15 protein-coding genes are annotated in these 14957 nt (G+C 70.1%); 10 read left to right on the plus strand and 5 right to left on the minus strand.

What is annotated here, in order from left to right:
- Positions 1 to 27 precede the first annotated feature (27 nt).
- Positions 28 to 1185, minus strand: a complete 1158-nt coding sequence (gene prpC, locus LG388_RS12620) for a 2-methylcitrate synthase (protein ID WP_225783083.1) — start codon at positions 1183 to 1185, stop codon at positions 28 to 30.
- Complete coding sequence (locus tag LG388_RS12625; RefSeq protein WP_225783084.1) at positions 1182 to 1577, minus strand: acyl-CoA thioesterase; 396 nt, start codon at positions 1575 to 1577, stop codon at positions 1182 to 1184. The genes prpC and LG388_RS12625 overlap by 4 nt, the downstream gene beginning before the upstream one ends.
- A 126-nt stretch (positions 1578 to 1703) precedes the next feature.
- Between LG388_RS12625 and LG388_RS12630 the strand changes: the two genes are divergently transcribed.
- Positions 1704 to 3116: a short-chain fatty acyl-CoA regulator family protein gene (locus tag LG388_RS12630; protein ID WP_225783085.1), complete on the plus strand. Its 1413-nt coding sequence runs from the start codon at positions 1704 to 1706 to the stop codon at positions 3114 to 3116.
- A 5-nt stretch (positions 3117 to 3121) separates the two neighbouring features.
- Here the strand turns inward: LG388_RS12630 and LG388_RS12635 are convergent, their stop codons facing one another.
- Positions 3122 to 3418: a hypothetical protein gene (locus LG388_RS12635; protein WP_225783086.1), complete on the minus strand. Its 297-nt coding sequence runs from the start codon at positions 3416 to 3418 to the stop codon at positions 3122 to 3124.
- Between the two features lie 504 nt (positions 3419 to 3922).
- On the opposite strand from LG388_RS12635, the gene LG388_RS12640 reads away from it, so the two are divergent.
- From LG388_RS12640 to LG388_RS12675, 8 genes are all read left to right on the plus strand, one after another.
- A protein-coding gene (locus tag LG388_RS12640) for an IS5 family transposase (RefSeq protein WP_370630155.1) occupies positions 3923 to 4721 on the plus strand; the annotation gives its coding sequence in 2 pieces (ribosomal slippage) (positions 3923 to 4195 and positions 4197 to 4721; 798 coding nt in all).
- A 249-nt stretch (positions 4722 to 4970) separates the two neighbouring features.
- Positions 4971 to 7364, plus strand: a complete 2394-nt coding sequence (locus LG388_RS12645; protein ID WP_225783088.1) for a TonB-dependent hemoglobin/transferrin/lactoferrin family receptor — start codon at positions 4971 to 4973, stop codon at positions 7362 to 7364.
- A 42-nt stretch (positions 7365 to 7406) separates the two neighbouring features.
- Positions 7407 to 7916 carry a hypothetical protein gene (locus LG388_RS12650; RefSeq protein ID WP_225783089.1) on the plus strand — a complete coding sequence of 170 codons (510 nt, stop codon included), beginning with the start codon at positions 7407 to 7409 and terminating at the stop codon, positions 7914 to 7916.
- A 14-nt stretch (positions 7917 to 7930) separates the two neighbouring features.
- A complete protein-coding gene (locus LG388_RS12655; RefSeq protein ID WP_225783090.1) occupies positions 7931 to 8479 on the plus strand; it encodes a DUF2271 domain-containing protein in 549 nt (182 codons plus the stop codon).
- Positions 8480 to 8541: 62 nt separating this feature from the next.
- Positions 8542 to 9717, plus strand: coding sequence for a YncE family protein (locus LG388_RS12660; RefSeq protein WP_225783091.1), 1176 nt, complete (start codon positions 8542 to 8544; stop codon positions 9715 to 9717).
- 123 nt (positions 9718 to 9840) lie between these two features.
- A complete protein-coding gene (locus LG388_RS12665; RefSeq protein ID WP_225783092.1) occupies positions 9841 to 10446 on the plus strand; it encodes a PepSY-associated TM helix domain-containing protein in 606 nt (201 codons plus the stop codon).
- Entirely contained in the window at positions 10439 to 11503 is a 1065-nt protein-coding gene (locus LG388_RS12670) for an FAD:protein FMN transferase (protein WP_225783093.1), read from the plus strand. Before LG388_RS12665 ends, LG388_RS12670 begins: the two co-directional genes overlap by 8 nt.
- Before the next feature lie 19 nt (positions 11504 to 11522).
- Positions 11523 to 12965, plus strand: a complete 1443-nt coding sequence (locus tag LG388_RS12675) for a flavodoxin domain-containing protein (RefSeq protein ID WP_225783094.1) — start codon at positions 11523 to 11525, stop codon at positions 12963 to 12965.
- Between the two features lie 85 nt (positions 12966 to 13050).
- Here the strand turns inward: LG388_RS12675 and LG388_RS12680 are convergent, their stop codons facing one another.
- Positions 13051 to 13950 carry a DUF3014 domain-containing protein gene (locus LG388_RS12680; RefSeq protein WP_225783095.1) on the minus strand — a complete coding sequence of 300 codons (900 nt, stop codon included), beginning with the start codon at positions 13948 to 13950 and terminating at the stop codon, positions 13051 to 13053.
- A gap of 141 nt (positions 13951 to 14091) precedes the next feature.
- Positions 14092 to 14544 carry a type II 3-dehydroquinate dehydratase gene (gene aroQ / locus LG388_RS12685; protein ID WP_225783096.1) on the minus strand — a complete coding sequence of 151 codons (453 nt, stop codon included), beginning with the start codon at positions 14542 to 14544 and terminating at the stop codon, positions 14092 to 14094.
- 136 nt (positions 14545 to 14680) lie between these two features.
- Here aroQ and frmR point away from each other — a divergent pair, with 136 nt between their 5' ends.
- Complete coding sequence (gene frmR, locus LG388_RS12690) at positions 14681 to 14950, plus strand: formaldehyde-responsive transcriptional repressor FrmR (protein ID WP_225783097.1); 270 nt, start codon at positions 14681 to 14683, stop codon at positions 14948 to 14950.
- The last annotated feature ends 7 nt before the right edge of the window (positions 14951 to 14957 follow it).

Consider the following 14957-nt stretch of genomic DNA (forward strand, 5'->3'; position numbering starts at 1 on the left):
GGGAGAAATGCTCGGCAGGGATGGACATCAGGCGCGCTGGTCGATGGGCACGAAGCTCCGGTCATCCGGGCCGGTGTAGTTCGCGCTCGGCCGGATGATCTTGTTGTCGACGCGCTGCTCGATCACGTGGGCGGCCCAGCCGCTGGTGCGCGCGATGACGAACAGCGGCGTGAACATGGCCGTGGGCACGCCCATCATGTGGTAGCTCACGGCGCTGAACCAGTCGAGGTTGGGGAACATCTTTTTGACCTCCCACATCACCGACTCCAGCCGCTCGGCGATGTCGAACATCTTGGTGGAGCCGGCCTCCTCCGACAGCCGCCGGGCCACGCCCTTGATGACGACGTTGCGCGGGTCGCTCACCGTGTAGACGGGATGGCCGAAGCCGATCACGACCTCCTTGGCCTCGACGCGGCGGCGGATGTCGGCCTCGGCCTCGTCGGGGTTGTCGTAGCGCTTCTGGATCTCGAAGGCCACCTCGTTGGCGCCCCCGTGCTTGGGCCCGCGCAGCGCGCCGATGGCGCCGGCGATGGACGAGTACATGTCGCTGCCGGTGCCGGCGATCACGCGCGCCGTGAAGGTGCTGGCGTTGAACTCGTGCTCGGCGTAGAGGTTGAGCGAGGTGTGCATCGCGCCCACCCAGGCCTGCGATGGCTTGCGCCCGTGCAGCAGGTGCAGGAAGTGCCCGCCGATGGAGTCGTCGTCGGTCTCGACCTCGATGCGCTTGCCGTGCGTGCTCCAGTGGTACCAGTACAGCAGCATCGAGCCCAGCGAGGCCATCAGCCGGTCGGCGATGTCGCGCGCGCCGGCCAGGTTGTGGTCCTCCTTCTCCGGCAGCACGCAGCCCAGGGCCGAGACGCCGGTGCGCATCACGTCCATGGGGTGCGCACCCGCGGGCAGGCTTTCGAGGGCCTCCTTCACGCTCACGGGCAGACCGCGCATGGCCTTCAGCCGGTTCTTGTAGGCGCGCAGCTCGGCCCGCGTGGGCAGCTTGCCATGCACCAGCAGGTGGGCGATCTCCTCGAACTCGCACACCTCGGCGATGTCGAGGATGTCGTAGCCGCGATAGTGCAGGTCGTTGCCGCTGCGGCCGACGGTGCACAGGGCGGTGTTGCCGGCGGCGACGCCCGACAGGGCGACGGATTTCTTGGGCCTGAAGGGGGCCGTCTCGGTGGCGGTGGTCATGTCGTTTCCTTGTCCAGGTAGGAGCGGTCGATGCAGGTGGGGCGGCCGGCGGCGTCCACGGCCACCATCTCGAAGACACCCTTGAACACTTCCTCGGCGGGCACGCCGGGCTGGTCCGCCAGCCCGGTGACGCACACGGTCATCGAGCTGCGGCCCACGCGGCTGACCCAGGCACGCAGGACGAGCTGGCTGCCCACGGGGATGGGCGAGAGGAAGTCGGCGCCGGTCACGCCGGCCATCACGACCTCGCGCTGCGCCAGGCCGCGCGCCGCCGGGAAGGCGGCCCCGGCCATCCACAGCAGGCCCTGCCCGGCGAACAGGGTGCCGTGGTGGTTCGCGTGGGCGGGCAGGACCAGCTCGCGCAGTTCCACTGTTCCCCGGGGTGTTGTCATGCTTCGCAATTTACGCAAAATCCACCCCTCCGCCCATGACTGAAATGGCGAAAGATTGCGAATGAAAAACCTGCGAATTGCGAATTCTGCGAATGATGTGCGCCACGGCTGCGCCGGAGCCCATCGGTGAAGAAGACCTTCATGGGCGTGCGCCTGCGCAAGCTGCGCGCCGAGCGCGGCCTGTCGCAGGTGGCGCTGGCGCATGCGCTGGGCCTGTCGCCGAGCTACCTGAACCAGCTGGAGCAGAACCAGCGGCCGCTCACGGTGGCCGTGCTGCTGAGGATCCACCGCGCCCTGGGCGTGGACATCCAGCAGTTCTCCGAGGACGAGGAAGCCCGCCTGGTGGCCGGCCTGCGCGAGGCGCTGGCCGACGCGCCCGAGCCGGTCACGCTGCCCGAGCTGAAGGAGGTGGCCGCTCAGATGCCGGCGCTGGGCCGCGCCCTGATCGCCCTGCACCGCCGCACCGTCGCGGCGCAGGAGCAGATCGAGACCATGGCCCTGCGCATGGGCGACGACCGCGCCGGCATCGCCGCGCCGCGCGCCATGCCCTTCGAGGTGGTGCGCGACTTCTTCTTCGCCCACCAGAACCACTTCGACGAAGTGGACCGCCAGGCGGAGGTCCTGGCGGCCGAGGCCGGCGCGTCAGGCGGCGCGCTGGCCGACTGGCTGGTGCAGCGCCTGCAGCAGCGCCACAAGGTCCGCGTGCTGGCCGGCACGGGCGATCACGAAGGCAAGCGGCAGTTCGATCCGGCGCGGCGCACGCTGAGGCTGTCGGCGTCGCTGGACGCAGCACAGCAGGTGTTCCAGCTCGGCACGCAACTGGCGCTGGTCGAGCACGCCGGGCTGATCGACGCGCTGGTGGACGCGCCCCCCTTCCACGGCGACGAGCCCTCGCGCCGGCTGGCGCGGGTCGGGCTAGCCAACTACTTCGCGGGCGCCCTGCTGCTGCCCTATGCGCCGTTCCTGCAGGCGGCCGAGCGGCTGCGCTACGACATCGACCTGCTGGGGCAGCAGTTCGGCGTCGGCTTCGAGACCGTCTGCCACCGGCTCAGCACGCTGCAGCGGCCCGGCGCGCCGGGCGTACCCTTCTTCTTCGTGCGGGTGGACCGGGCGGGCAACATCTCCAAGCGGCAGTCGGCCACGCACTTCCACTTCAGCCGCACCGGCGGCACCTGCCCGCTGTGGAACGTGTACGAGGCCTTCGCGCAGCCGGGGCGCATCGTTCCGCAGCTGGCGCGCATGCCGGACGGGCGCTCGTACCTGTGGATCGCGCGCACGGTGGCCAGCCGCCCGGGCGGCTACGGTTCGCCGGGGCGGGTGTTCTCGATCGGGCTGGGGTGCGACATCCGGCACGCGCCGCGGCTGGTCTACGCGAAGGGGCTGGACCTGCGCGACCCGGAGGCCGCCACGCCCATCGGCATGGGCTGCAAGGTCTGCGAGCGCCCGGACTGCCCGCAGCGCGCCTTCCCCTTCGTCGGCCGGCCGCTGGACGTGGACGAGAACCAGAGCCGGTTCACGCCGTACGGCGTGGCGCCATGAGCCGCTCAGGGCCGGCCCGGCGGCAGCGGCGAGAACTCGGCCGGCACCCAGGCGTAGCCCTGCCCCTCGGGCCGCACGTGGCCCAGCCCCGGGAAGGGCAGGTGCGCGCCGGCCACCCACCAGCCCTCGCGCGCGGCCTGCGCCAGCAGGCGCCGGCGCGAGGCGACGGCCTGGGCACGGTCCACGTCGGGCTCGTAGCTGGCCGCGGGCCGTGCGAACTGCACGACGTGGTAGTGCACCACGTCCCCCCACACCAGCAGTTGCCGGCCGTCGCCGGTGCCGAACGCCGCCGGACAGCGCATCGCCGGGCCCGAAGGTGCACAGCCGGCCCACCGCCTGGTAGGGCGCCAGCGCGCGCTGCGTCAGCCGGAAGCGATGGGCCGCACCCTGGTGTACGACATCGCCTTCGACACGCGTAATTCTTGCCGCAGTTCGCCGATCGCATATGGGCGCCGGCATCGGGTTGGCGTTCCTTTCTTGCTCCCACTCAACAGCTGCAATCGGCAAAGGAGAAAAATTCCTATCGCACTGCTGAGCGCCATTTCGCAGCCGCCCTGCGACTGCTGTGGACGACACAAAGAACTTTCGAGCATCCCTCGCCTGCCCGACGACGGACTGGTCCAGGGCATCGCCGGCGTAACGAAAAGAAAACGGGTCCTGCGGACACGCCGTGGTCACGTGGTCCGCGCTGATCCGCGGCGCCTGGCACGGACCGACCGTTTCTGCACCGGCCTCATCCCTCCTGGACGTGCTCGGCGACTTGCCTTAGAACGTGTTTACGATCTTCCCCCGCCGACAATCGGGAGGTGAAGAGAAAGCCGTACGCCAGCGACATCAGCCGAGAGAAGTTTGCCGAGATTGAGCCACTGCTGCGAGGCGTTCGGCGCAGCACCAAGCCGATCAAGCTGGACCTGTACGAAGTGTTCTGCGCAGTGCTGTACCTGCTGCGCACGGGCTGTCAGTGGCGGTATCTGCCACCGGACTTCCCCAAGTGGCAGAACGTGTATGCCTACTGGCGCAAGTGGAGCGAGCCTGACCCGCACGGCGTGAGCGTGCTGGAGCAGGCACTCAAAAAATCAGGTTGGCGCGGCCCGCGAGAGACTGGGGCGCAACGCCTGCAGCACGCTCTTGATCGTGGACGCGCAGAGCGTGAAGAACGCCGACACGGCGAGCCTGAAGGGCTATGACGCGGGCAAGAAGGTCTCTGGGATCAAGCGCCACATCTGCGTGGATACCCAGGGGCTGCCGCACGCGGTGGCCGTGACAACGGCCGAGGTGACGGATCGCAAAGGGGCCTTGGCGGCGCTCAAGCGTTGCAAGCCCAGGCTCGCAGGGGTGCAAAGCCTGCTGTGCGACAGCGCCTACGCGGGCCAGCCCTTTGCGCAGGGTGTGCAAGAAATTCTGGGCGGGCATGTGACGGTGCAGATCGCCAAGAGAAGCGACCTGCGCACCTTCAAGGTCATGCCCAAGCGCTGGGTGGTGGAGCGCAGCTTTGCGTGGCTGCAGAAGAACCGCAGGCTGTGGAAGAACTGCGAGAGGCTGCTCAACACCAGCTTGCAGTTCATCCACATGGCGTTCTTGGGGCTGCTACTCAGAAGATCGTAAACACGTTCTTAGTGCACAGCGCCGATTCCCATAGTGCTTCTCTCGATGCTGAGGTGGTCAGACCGTCCGGACAGTGGACCCGCTTGGACCGCCCCTGAGGCTCCTGCGAGACATCCCGTGACACGCAAGGGCGCAATTGATACTAATTTTCATTTGCGTGATAATAGGAACGACCTAGCCAGATGTTGTCTGCCCTGCTTCAGAGGGACGCAGTCCAGCGATCTCCCCTCTGAATTCCAAGGCAGAACCATGGCCCAGCCCGACCTTGTGGCGCCGTCGCGCGCCCGCACCCACGCTTTTCTCCCCTCTTTCCCCTGCCCCAGCCTCGTCGCCCTCGCCGTGCAGGGCCTGATGCTGGCCGGCGCCGCGCCTGCCCTGGCGCAAAGCACCGCAACATCCACCGTGGATGTCAACCGCAGCGTGCTGCCGGCCATCGAGGTCAATGCCGACACGCTGCGCCAGGAGCCCGGCGCCAAGACCGTGATCACGCAGGAAGAGCTGGAGCGCACCGGCGCCACCGGCATCGCGGACGTGATCCGCTACCAGCCGCTGGTGGAAGCGCCGGGCACGGTGCAGGGCGCGACCAAGGGCGCCAGCCGCTACGACCGCGGCGGCACCACCGGCTACAACATTCGCGGCATCGAAGGCAACCGCATCGGCCTGGACGTGGACGGCATCGAGATGCCCGACGCCATCAGCCGCGCGCCGCTGACCAACCGCGCGCAGGACGGCACCTTCGGCATGGGCCGCGACTTCATCGAGCCCGAGATGTATTCCTCGGTGGAAATCCAGTCGGGCACCACCAACGCGCAGCGCACGGCCGGCGGCATTGGCGGCGCGGTGAGCTTCCGCACCAAGTCGCCCGAAGAGTACGTGAGCGTGACCAAGCCCTGGTACGCGGGCGCCAAGCTGGGCTACAACGAAGCCAACCGCGCCTGGACCAAGGGCGTGACGGCCGCCGGCCTGTGGGGCAGCACCAGCGCGCTCGTCAGCTACGTGCGCCGCGACGGCGAGCAGACCGAGAACCACGGCGACAGCACGGTGGCCAGCTTCCCGGACGACTGGAGTTCCGACGCCCTGCTGCTCAAGGGCGTGACGCGGCTGAACAGCGAGCACAAGCTGGAACTGGCGGCCGACCTGTACCGCAAGCGCAGCCGGTCGCAGTTCGAGACCTGGAACTCGGCCGCCACGGCCGTCTCGGGCTGGTCCACGCAGGACGCGCGCACCCGCCGCGACACGCTCTCTCTGAGCCACACCTGGACGCCCGCCGGCGGCTTCATCGACCGCCTGGAAAGCCGGCTCTTTTACCAGAAGTCGGATATGGACGACGTGACCGACACCGTGCTGAGCGCCACAGCCGCCGCCCCGGCTCGCCTGGGCAAGGATCTGTCGCAGAACACCACCCACCAGGTCGGCTTCTCCACCGTGGGCGACAAGCGCATCGCCAACCACCTGCTGAAGTTCGGCTTCAACTACTCGCGCACGAAGAACGAGCACCCGTTCACGTCCACCATCGACACCTCGACCTACCAGCCCTTCCCCGACACACTCACCACGCGCTGGGGCTTGTTTGCCGAAGACACCATCGACTTCCAGGTGGGCGGGCGCCGCCTGGCGCTGGTGCCGGGCCTGCGCGTGGACCGCGTCAAGCCCGAGATCCGCAACGCGGCGGACTTTGACCAGCCCCGGCTCGATGCATCGCAACTGGAAAACCTTTTCGGCAACGCGCCCGCCAACACCATCGTCAGCCCCAGCTTTGCGGTGCTGTACGACATCCAGCCGCGCCTGACGGCCTACGCGCAGTGGAAGCGCGGCGGCCGCGCGCCCACCAACAGCGAGATCTTCGGCTACTGGAACGGCGGCGGCCCCACCTACGCTCTGCTGGGCGACAAGAACCTCAAGAAGGAAACCAGCAACGCCTTCGAACTCGGCCTCAAGGGCTCGCCCACGCCCGGCGTGTCGCTCAACGGCTCGGTCTTCTACACGCGCTACAAGAACTTCATCTCCTACACCCGCTACACCAAGGCGGCCAATCCCGAGAAGTTCACGAACACGCCGCCGGCGTTGACCATCCTGTACCAGGCCAGCAACCGCGACGAAGCCACCATCTACGGCACCGAGCTAGCCGTGCGCCTGGACCACGGCGCCTGGGCACCCTCGGTCAAGGGCCTGTACAGCACCTGGGCCTTCGGCTACAGCAAGGGCGATTCCAGGTCCAGCTACCTGGGCGACAGGGACGTGCCCCTGGACACCGTGCAGCCCGGCAAGGCCATCATCGGCGTGGGCTACGACGCACCCGAAAAGCGATGGGGTATCAACCTGACCGGCACCTTCGTGCGCGGCAAGCAGGCCGAAGCTACCAACCGCCAGTCTTTCAGTAACGACCCGGGCGCCACGCTCACGGATTCCGCCGTGACCTACTACCGCATTCCCGGCTACGCCCGCTTCGACCTGAGCGGCTACTGGCGCGTGGGTCGCAATGTGCGCCTAACGGCCGGCATCTACAACCTGACGGACAAGAAGTACTGGGCCTACAGCAACACGCGCAACCTGGAGCCGGCGCTGGCGCAGGACCGCCGCCAGCTCGAACTCTCCACCGCGCCCGGCCGCACCTATGCGGTCAACCTGAACGTGGACTTCTGATCCGCCCCGCCGTTTCATCCCACCCCAACGAGGAACACACGCATGACGTCTTACCCCACACCTCTTCTGGCCGGCCTGGCGCTGGCTGCCCTGCTGTCTGCCTGCGCTGCGCCCCAGCCGGCACAGGGCCCGACCCGACCCGCCGGCGGCCATGGCCTGGACGCCTTCCTGGGCAGCTACGACGCCGACCGCGACGGCCAGGTGACGCGCGCCGAGTTCGATGCCATCCGCCTGCAGCGCTTCAAGAGCGCCGACACCAACGGCGACGGCGTACTGAGCGAAGCCGAGTACGTGGCCGAATACGAAGGCCGCCTCAAGCGCCAGTACTTCGACCAGGGCCGCCAGCCCGACAAGGCCTACGAGAACAACATCAAGCAGGCGCATGTGCGCTACGCCATCGTCAACCGCGCCCGCGACGGCAAGTTCACATGGGCCGAAGACCAAGCCATCGCCGACAAGACCTTCAAGGCCCTGGACACCAACGGCGACGGCGTGGTGTCGAAGGCCGACCCGCAGCGCACGCCCGAGCAGCGCCGCCAGGCCAACAACTGAGCCGGCTGCCGCGCATGTCCCAGCCTGAAGAAGCACGAGACGCCGCCCGGCTGACGCTGTGTGCCGCCACCCTGGCGGCGCTGGCCGCCAGCAGCCCGGCCGCGGCGGCCTCGCTGACCGTGCAGCTCACGCTGCCCTCCATCGACACCGCCACCTACTACCGCCCCTACCTGGCGGCGTGGGTGGAGAAGGCCGACGACAGGGCGACGGTCGGGCCGCTGGCCGTCTGGTACGACACGAAGCTGCGCGACAACCTGGGCCAGAGCTGGCTGCGCCAGTTGCGCACTTGGTGGCGCAGCAGCGGCGAGAAGCTCGCGTTGCCCGCCGATGGCATCAGCGGCGCCACGCGGCCCGCCGGCACCCACACGCTGCAGTTCAGCGACGCCAAAGGGGTTCTGGCCGGCCTGCCCGCCGGCCGCTACCAACTGGCCGTGGAAGTGGCCCGCGAACAGGGCGAACGCGAACTGCTGCGCGTGCCCTTCGATTGGGGCGGTAGCGCCAATGATGCCAGGGCGCAGGGCCGCAAGGAACTGGGGCCGGTGTCGGTACGCGTGCAGCCCTGAACCTCCGCCGAAGCTCCCGCGCGGTCGGCCACGCCGCCCGCGCCACTCAACAGGAACCCGACATGAAGAACCGCTACACCCTGTCTCTTTCGCTGCTCGCCGCCGCCCTGGTCGCAGCCTGCGGCACGACCTCCTCGCCGACGCCCGGCGCCTCGGCCCCGTACCGGGTCGTGCAAGCCGCGCAGATCCAGCGTGCCGCCGTGGCGCCGGCCGTGTACGAGCTGGCCTACTCCGCACGCCAGAACGCCGTCTTCGTGGCCTCGGCCGGCGGCTTCGGCGACAACGCGCCCGCCAGCAAGCTGCTGCGCCTGCATCCCACCACCCTGGCCGTGCAGGCCGAGCTGCCGCTGCGCGGCTTCGGCGTCGCGCTGGACGACGCCGCCAACCGCCTCTACATCGGCAACACCACCCAGGGCTCCATCACGGTGGTGGACACAGCCACCTTCCAGGTGATCAAGACCATCGAGATGATGGACAAGGTCAAGGGCGCCGACGGCAAGGAGAAGTACGAGCATCACTTCCGCGAACTGGTGATCGACAGCGCCAACCACCGCGTCTACGCGCCGGGCCTGAGTTCGGACGGCAGCTCGCTGTACGTGCTGAACACGCGCACGCTCACGCGCGAGAAGGTCATCCCGGGCTTCGGCCAGGTCGCCACCGGCATCGCGCTCGATGCGGTCAACCACCGTCTGTTCGTCTCTAACCTGCGCGGCGGGCTGTACGAGGTGGACACCCGCACCCTGAGCATCACCAAGAGCCACGCGGTGGCCGCCGACCAGCTGCTGAACCTGGCGTACGACGCGCAAGGCCAGCGCCTGTTCGCGGTGGACCAGGGCCTGTCCACCATCAGCGAACGCCGGCAGAAGGCCGAGCCCAGCTTCAAGCCCACGCCCGGCAACCGCGTGGTGGTGTTCGACCCCGACACGGCCGCGATCCGCGCCAGCCTGCCCACGGGCGACGGCCCCATTGCGCCGCTGTTCGATGCCCAGCGTCAGCGCCTGTACGTGACCAACCGCGGCGCCGGCACCGTGAGCGTGTTCGACGCGCGCAGCCAGCAGTTGCTGCAGACCCTCGCCGTGCCCACGCACCCGAACAGCCTGACGCTGGACAGCCGCAACAACGTGCTCTACGTGACGGTGAAGAACGGCCGCGACGCCGCGCGTGGCAGCCACGAGTCCGTGGTCCGGATCGCCCTCGGAGAAACAACCCCCAGGCCGCTTCGCGGCTCCTCCTTCTGATTCCCGAAGGGGGCGCATCCAGTGGCCGGGCAAAGCCCGCTCCACGGGTGCCCTCGGGGCTGCGCTGCGCTTGCCTTGCCTGGCACTCGGGCAGGCATGCGCACGACACGTTGAAACAATGACATGCGCGCCTTCTGGCTCAAGCAACTGCACACCTGGCACTGGATCTCGGCCGCGCTGAGCCTGACCGGCATGCTGCTGTTCGCCGTCACCGGGCTGACCCTGAACCACGCCGACTGGTTCGCGGCCCATCCCAGCCGCCACGAACAGACGGCGGACATCCCGGCCGAACTGCGCGCCGCACTGGAAGCCATGGCGGACAGCGGTGAGCAGCCCCTGCCGCCCGCGCTGGCCGGCTGGGTGCGCGAGACCTTCGGCGCCGACGTGCGACAACTGGCTGCCGAGGCCGACCCCGACGAGCTGTACCTGAGCCGGTCCCTGCCGGGCGGCGAGGCCAGCCTTCGCATCGACCGAACCTCCGCCACCGCCACCTACATGCGCAGCAGCCGCGGCTGGATCGCTTACTTCAACGACCTGCACAAAGGCCGGCATACGGGTGGCGTGTGGTCGGCCTTCATCGACCTGCTGGCCATCAGCTGCATCGTGTTCACGCTCACGGGCCTGGCGCTGCTGTGGATGCACGGCCGCACACGCCCGCTGACCTGGCCGGTCACGGGGCTGAGCCTGCTCGCGCCCTTGCTGATCGCACTGCTGTTCATCCATGGCTGAAACCCTCGGCGCCACCCGGCCCCACGAGGTCTTTGTGCCTGCCGACGAAACGCAGGCGCTGCCGGTGCGGCCGGCGGCCGACTGGCAGGCGCATCGCTTCGCGGGCACGGCGATGGGCACTTCCTGGGCCGTGAAGGCCTGGGCGCCGGCCGGCGCGACCGGCGAGGCGCTGCAGGCCGCCATCCATGCGCAGCTGCAACGCACCGTCGACCTGTTCAGCCACTGGCACGCGCACAGCGAGATCGGTCGCTTCAACGATGCGCCCGCCGGCGCCTTCGGCTTCTCGGAAGCGGCCTGGCCTGTGATCGAACGCAGCCTCGCGCTGGCCCAGGCCACGCAAGGCGCCGTCGACCCCACGCTGGGCGCGCTGATCGACCTGTGGGGCTTCGGCCCGGCCGGGCCGCGGGAGCCGCCCGACGCGGCAGTGCCCGACGCGGCCCGGATCAACGCCGCGCTGCAGGTCAGCGGCTGGCAGCGCGTGCGGGTCGACGCCGCCACGCGCAGCCTGCACAAGCCCGCCGGCCTGCGGCTGGACCTGGGCGGCATCGCCAAGGGCTGGGCAGTGGACCAGGTCTCGGCCGCGCTGCTGCGCGCAGGCGCCGCCGTGCACCTGGTCGAAGTCGGCGGCGAGCTCAAGGCCCGTGGACTCAAGCCCGACCTTCAACCCTGGTGGGTGGAGCTGGAGTCCCCGTCTTCGGAAGCCCGGCCGCGCGAGGACGGTCGGCGCAGCCTGCTCGCGCTGGTCGACGCGGCTATTGCCACGTCGGGCGACGGGCAGCGCCACTTCGAGCACGAGGGCCAGCGCCTGGCCCACACCCTCGACGGCCGCACCGGGTGCCCGGCAGGGCATGGCATCGCGACCGTCAGCGTGCTGCATGCGAGCGCGATGGAGGCCGACGCGCTGGCCACCGCGCTGACCGTGATGGGCCTTACGCGCGCGCTGGCCTGGACCGCCCACAACGGCCTGGCCGCGCGCATCACAGTCCGCGGCGCGCAAGGCCTCTCGCACCACCTCAGCCCGGCCATGCAAGCCTTGCGATGCACGCAAGAAGCCTGATCCACCGCGGAGTCTGCGTTTGAGCGCCGACGCCACCCGCTGGGCCTGGGCGCTACTCTGCGTCGGCCTGTGGCTGAGCCTCTGGCTGCTGCCCTGGCGCCAGCGGCAGCGGCAGCGGCAGCGGATCCGGCCGACCCGCGGCAGCGACGCGCCACCGCTGCTGGTGGCCTTCGCGAGCCAGAGCGGCGAAGGCGCCCAGTGGGCGGAACGCACGGCCCGCCTGCTGGCGGCGCAGGGTCGCGCCGTGCGCCTGCTGCCGCTGGACCGCGTGCAGGCCGCCGAGCTGGACCGCGCGGGTGAGGTGTTGCTGATCGCCAGCACCACGGGCGCCGGCGACGCGCCCGACAACGCCGCCGGCTTCGAGACGCGGCTGATGCGCACGCCGCACGCCTGGCCGCAGCTGCGCTATGGGCTGCTGGCGCGCGGCGACCGCAGCTATGCGCACTTCTGCGCCTTCGGCCAGCGCCTGGATGCCTGGCTGCGCGCCAGCGGTGCCACGCCTGCCTTCGAGCGCATGGAGGTGGACGGCGACGACCGCCTGATGCTGAACCGCTGGCTGCGCGAAGCGGCACGGCTGGCGGGGGCCGAAGATCCGGCCCCATCCGCTCCGGATGCCCCAGAGGCCGTGGACGCCGGGGAAGAAGCCGCGCCCGCTGCCCTGTCGGCTCCGCAGCCCTGGCGCCTGCTGCAGCGCCAGGTGCTCAACGCCGGCAGCCCCGGCGCTCCCGTGCATCACCTCGTGCTACAGCCGCTGGAAACCGGGGTGCAGTGGCAGGCCGGCGATGTCGCACGCCTGCATCTGCCCGCGCAGAACGGCGAGCCCGCCGCCTGGCGCGAATACAGCCTGGCCTCGCTGCCGCGTGAAGATCCTGAAAGCCCGGACAGCCGCGCCGAGTTCCTGCTGCGCGAAGTACGGCGGCCCGATGGCTCGCGTGGCCGCGGCTCGGGCTGGCTGTGCCACGCGCTGCCGCTGGGCGGCACCGTGCAGCTGCAGCTGCGCCGCAACCCGGGCTTTCATGCGCCCGAGCCCGAAGTGCCGCTGGTCCTGATCGGCAACGGCACCGGCCTGGCGGGGCTCGTCGCCCACATCCAGCAACGCGAACACGCGAGCAAGGCCGGCCGGCGCGTGGGCCCGATCTGGCTGCTGCATGGCGAGCGCAGCCGCGCCTTCGACACGCACTGGCGCGCGAAGCTGCAGACCTGGCGCGCCCAGGGCCTGCTGCATCGTCTGGACCAGGCTTTCTCACGCGACGCGGATGCGCACGCGCGTTACGTGCAGGACCTCATCGCGCCAGCCGCGCAACGGCTGCACCACTGGGTGGCCGACGGCGCGGCCCTGTACGTGTGCGGCCAGCGCCAGGGCATGGCTCAGGGCGTGGACGATGCGCTGGCCCAGGTGCTGGGCCGCGAAGCGCTGGACGCGCTGCAGGCGGCCGGCCGCTACCGCCGCGACCTGTACTGAGCTTTGCGCGGCCGGTGCGCCGAAGGATGGCGGCGAAGCCTCACTGCGCGGGTTTGGCGGCCACCTTGAGGAGGGCGGCGAAGCCTCACTGCGCGGGTTTGGCGGCCACCTTGGCCACCTGCGCCCGCCAGCCGCGCAGCACGGCCTTGAGCCGCTGCGCGTTCTCGCCGCCCATGCGCAGCATCATCTTCTGGCCCGCCGACAGCGATTGCAGGCGCGGGTCGGCGAATTCGTAGCGCATCCATGGGCGCTCGCTCGGCACCTCGCCGCGCACCTCGACGACGCGGATGGCCAGCGGGCCCTCGGCGGCCGGCGCGGCCAGCAGGTGATCGATGACGGCGATCAGCCGGTCGTTGAAGTAGCGGCCCGGGTAGCCCAGCTCCTCGTAGGCCTGCTGGAACAGCGGGTAGAGCCGCGCGTAGACGCGGGCGCCGCCGGCGCTGTCCATCGCCTCGGCAAAACGCACGAAGGCCGTGTAGCGCGCGCTGTTTTCCGGCGCCAGGGTACGCAGGTCGCCCTCGCCCTGCAGCGCCATGCGGCCAGTGGTCGGGCGCACGGGCCACAGCGCGGGCGCGGCATGCTCGCGCGGCAGGTTGTCGACCGTGGCGACCACGCGGCGCACGAAGCCGTCGACCTGCAGCCATTCGCCCATGCGCCCGGCGCCGATCAGGCCTGCGATCGCCTCACGCACGACCGCGTCGGCATCGGCCAGGGCTGGCAGGGCCGGATCGGGCGGCGCGATCGCGTCGACCGGATTCTGCGGGCCCGTGTCGGCAGGGGCGGCGGCCGGGGCCGGCTCGGGCCGGTCTTCCGGGGAGGACGTCCGCGCGACGGGCGCCGGCGCAGGCGCCTGGTGCTGCTGCCAGGCCCGGTAGCCGAAGAAGCCCGCGACGGCCAGGATGACCACCAGCACCGCCCAGGGCAGCGGCGAACGGGCGGCGGGAGGGCGGTAGTCGGCGTCGCGGTGGGACTCGGATTCGGTCATGGGCAAGGGCTCCGGCGTTCGGGTGAGCATGGCACAGGCGGCCATGCCGCGCCACCCTTTGGACGCGCGGGTGCGCCGCAGTTCCGTCACTCCATGTAAATGCGCCGTCTTCGGCCTGGCGAAAGAGCTGCCTTTGCGTGCTCAGGACGCCGCCAGGGGCGCCAGCGCGTCGATCGCCAGCTCGTACCCGCGCACGCCCAGCCCGACGATGATGCCCTTGGCCACGGGCGAGATGTAGGAGTGGTGGCGGAAGGCCTCTCGCGCATGCACGTTGGAGATGTGTACCTCGATCACGGGCACGTTGGCCCCCTTGATCGCGTCATGGAGGGCCACCGAGGTGTGGGTGTAGGCGCCCGCATTGAGCACCACCCCCAGCAGCGTGCCCGCCGCGGCTTCGCGCCCGGCTTCGTGCAGCCAGTCCAGCAGCAGGCCTTCGTGGTTGCTCTGGCGGCATTCGATGGCCACGCCGCGCGCCCGGCCGGCCGCCTCGCACAGCTGTTGCACGTCGGCCAGGGTGTGATGGCCGTACTGCGCGGGCTCGCGCGTGCCCAGCAGGTTGAGGTTGGGACCGTTGAGGACGAGGATCTTCTTCATGGCGGGCACGCAAACGGATGAGCGGAGAGGGCGGGCATGTTAGCGCGGCGCGCCCATGCGGCCGCCTGGGCGCCAGGCCCCGGCACAGCACTGGGGCACTGGATTCCTATACTCCCCCGGGGTATAGTGCGCACCCATGCCCCACTCCCCCGCCGAGAAGAAGAAGGCCCTCGTGCGCGTGCGCCGCATCCGCGGTCAGACCGACGCGCTGGAGCGCGCGCTGGAAGCCGGCGCCGACTGCAGCGCCGTGCTGCAGCAGCTCGCGGCCATCCGCGGCGCCGTCAACGGCCTGATGGCGGAGGTGCTGGAGTCCCACATCCGCGAGGAGTTCGCCGGCCCGGCGGATGCGCGGCAGGCGCAGCGCGTGCGGGACATGACCACCCTCGTGCGCACTTACTTGAAATGACACCCCC

Source organism: Xenophilus sp. Marseille-Q4582 (genome assembly GCF_916700565.1).
Classification (GTDB): Bacteria; Pseudomonadota; Gammaproteobacteria; order Burkholderiales; family Burkholderiaceae_C; genus Xenophilus.

Excerpts from the sequence above, each read along its gene's own strand:
- LG388_RS12625 (WP_225783084.1), bottom strand. The coding sequence starts at position 1,577 with ATGACAACACCCCGGGGAACAGTGGAACTGCGCGAGCTGGTCCTGCCC.
- prpC (WP_225783083.1), bottom strand. The coding sequence starts at position 1,185 with ATGACCACCGCCACCGAGACGGCCCCCTTCAGGCCCAAGAAATCCGTC.
- LG388_RS12655 (WP_225783090.1), top strand. The coding sequence starts at position 7,931 with ATGTCCCAGCCTGAAGAAGCACGAGACGCCGCCCGGCTGACGCTGTGT.
- LG388_RS12680 (WP_225783095.1), bottom strand. The coding sequence starts at position 13,950 with ATGACCGAATCCGAGTCCCACCGCGACGCCGACTACCGCCCTCCCGCC.
- LG388_RS12650 (WP_225783089.1), top strand. The coding sequence starts at position 7,407 with ATGACGTCTTACCCCACACCTCTTCTGGCCGGCCTGGCGCTGGCTGCC.
- LG388_RS12645 (WP_225783088.1), top strand. The coding sequence starts at position 4,971 with ATGGCCCAGCCCGACCTTGTGGCGCCGTCGCGCGCCCGCACCCACGCT.
- aroQ (WP_225783096.1), bottom strand. The coding sequence starts at position 14,544 with ATGAAGAAGATCCTCGTCCTCAACGGTCCCAACCTCAACCTGCTGGGC.
- LG388_RS12635 (WP_225783086.1), bottom strand. The coding sequence starts at position 3,418 with ATGCGCTGTCCGGCGGCGTTCGGCACCGGCGACGGCCGGCAACTGCTG.
- LG388_RS12665 (WP_225783092.1), top strand. The coding sequence starts at position 9,841 with ATGCGCGCCTTCTGGCTCAAGCAACTGCACACCTGGCACTGGATCTCG.
- LG388_RS12670 (WP_225783093.1), top strand. The coding sequence starts at position 10,439 with ATGGCTGAAACCCTCGGCGCCACCCGGCCCCACGAGGTCTTTGTGCCT.
- LG388_RS12660 (WP_225783091.1), top strand. The coding sequence starts at position 8,542 with ATGAAGAACCGCTACACCCTGTCTCTTTCGCTGCTCGCCGCCGCCCTG.
- frmR (WP_225783097.1), top strand. The coding sequence starts at position 14,681 with ATGCCCCACTCCCCCGCCGAGAAGAAGAAGGCCCTCGTGCGCGTGCGC.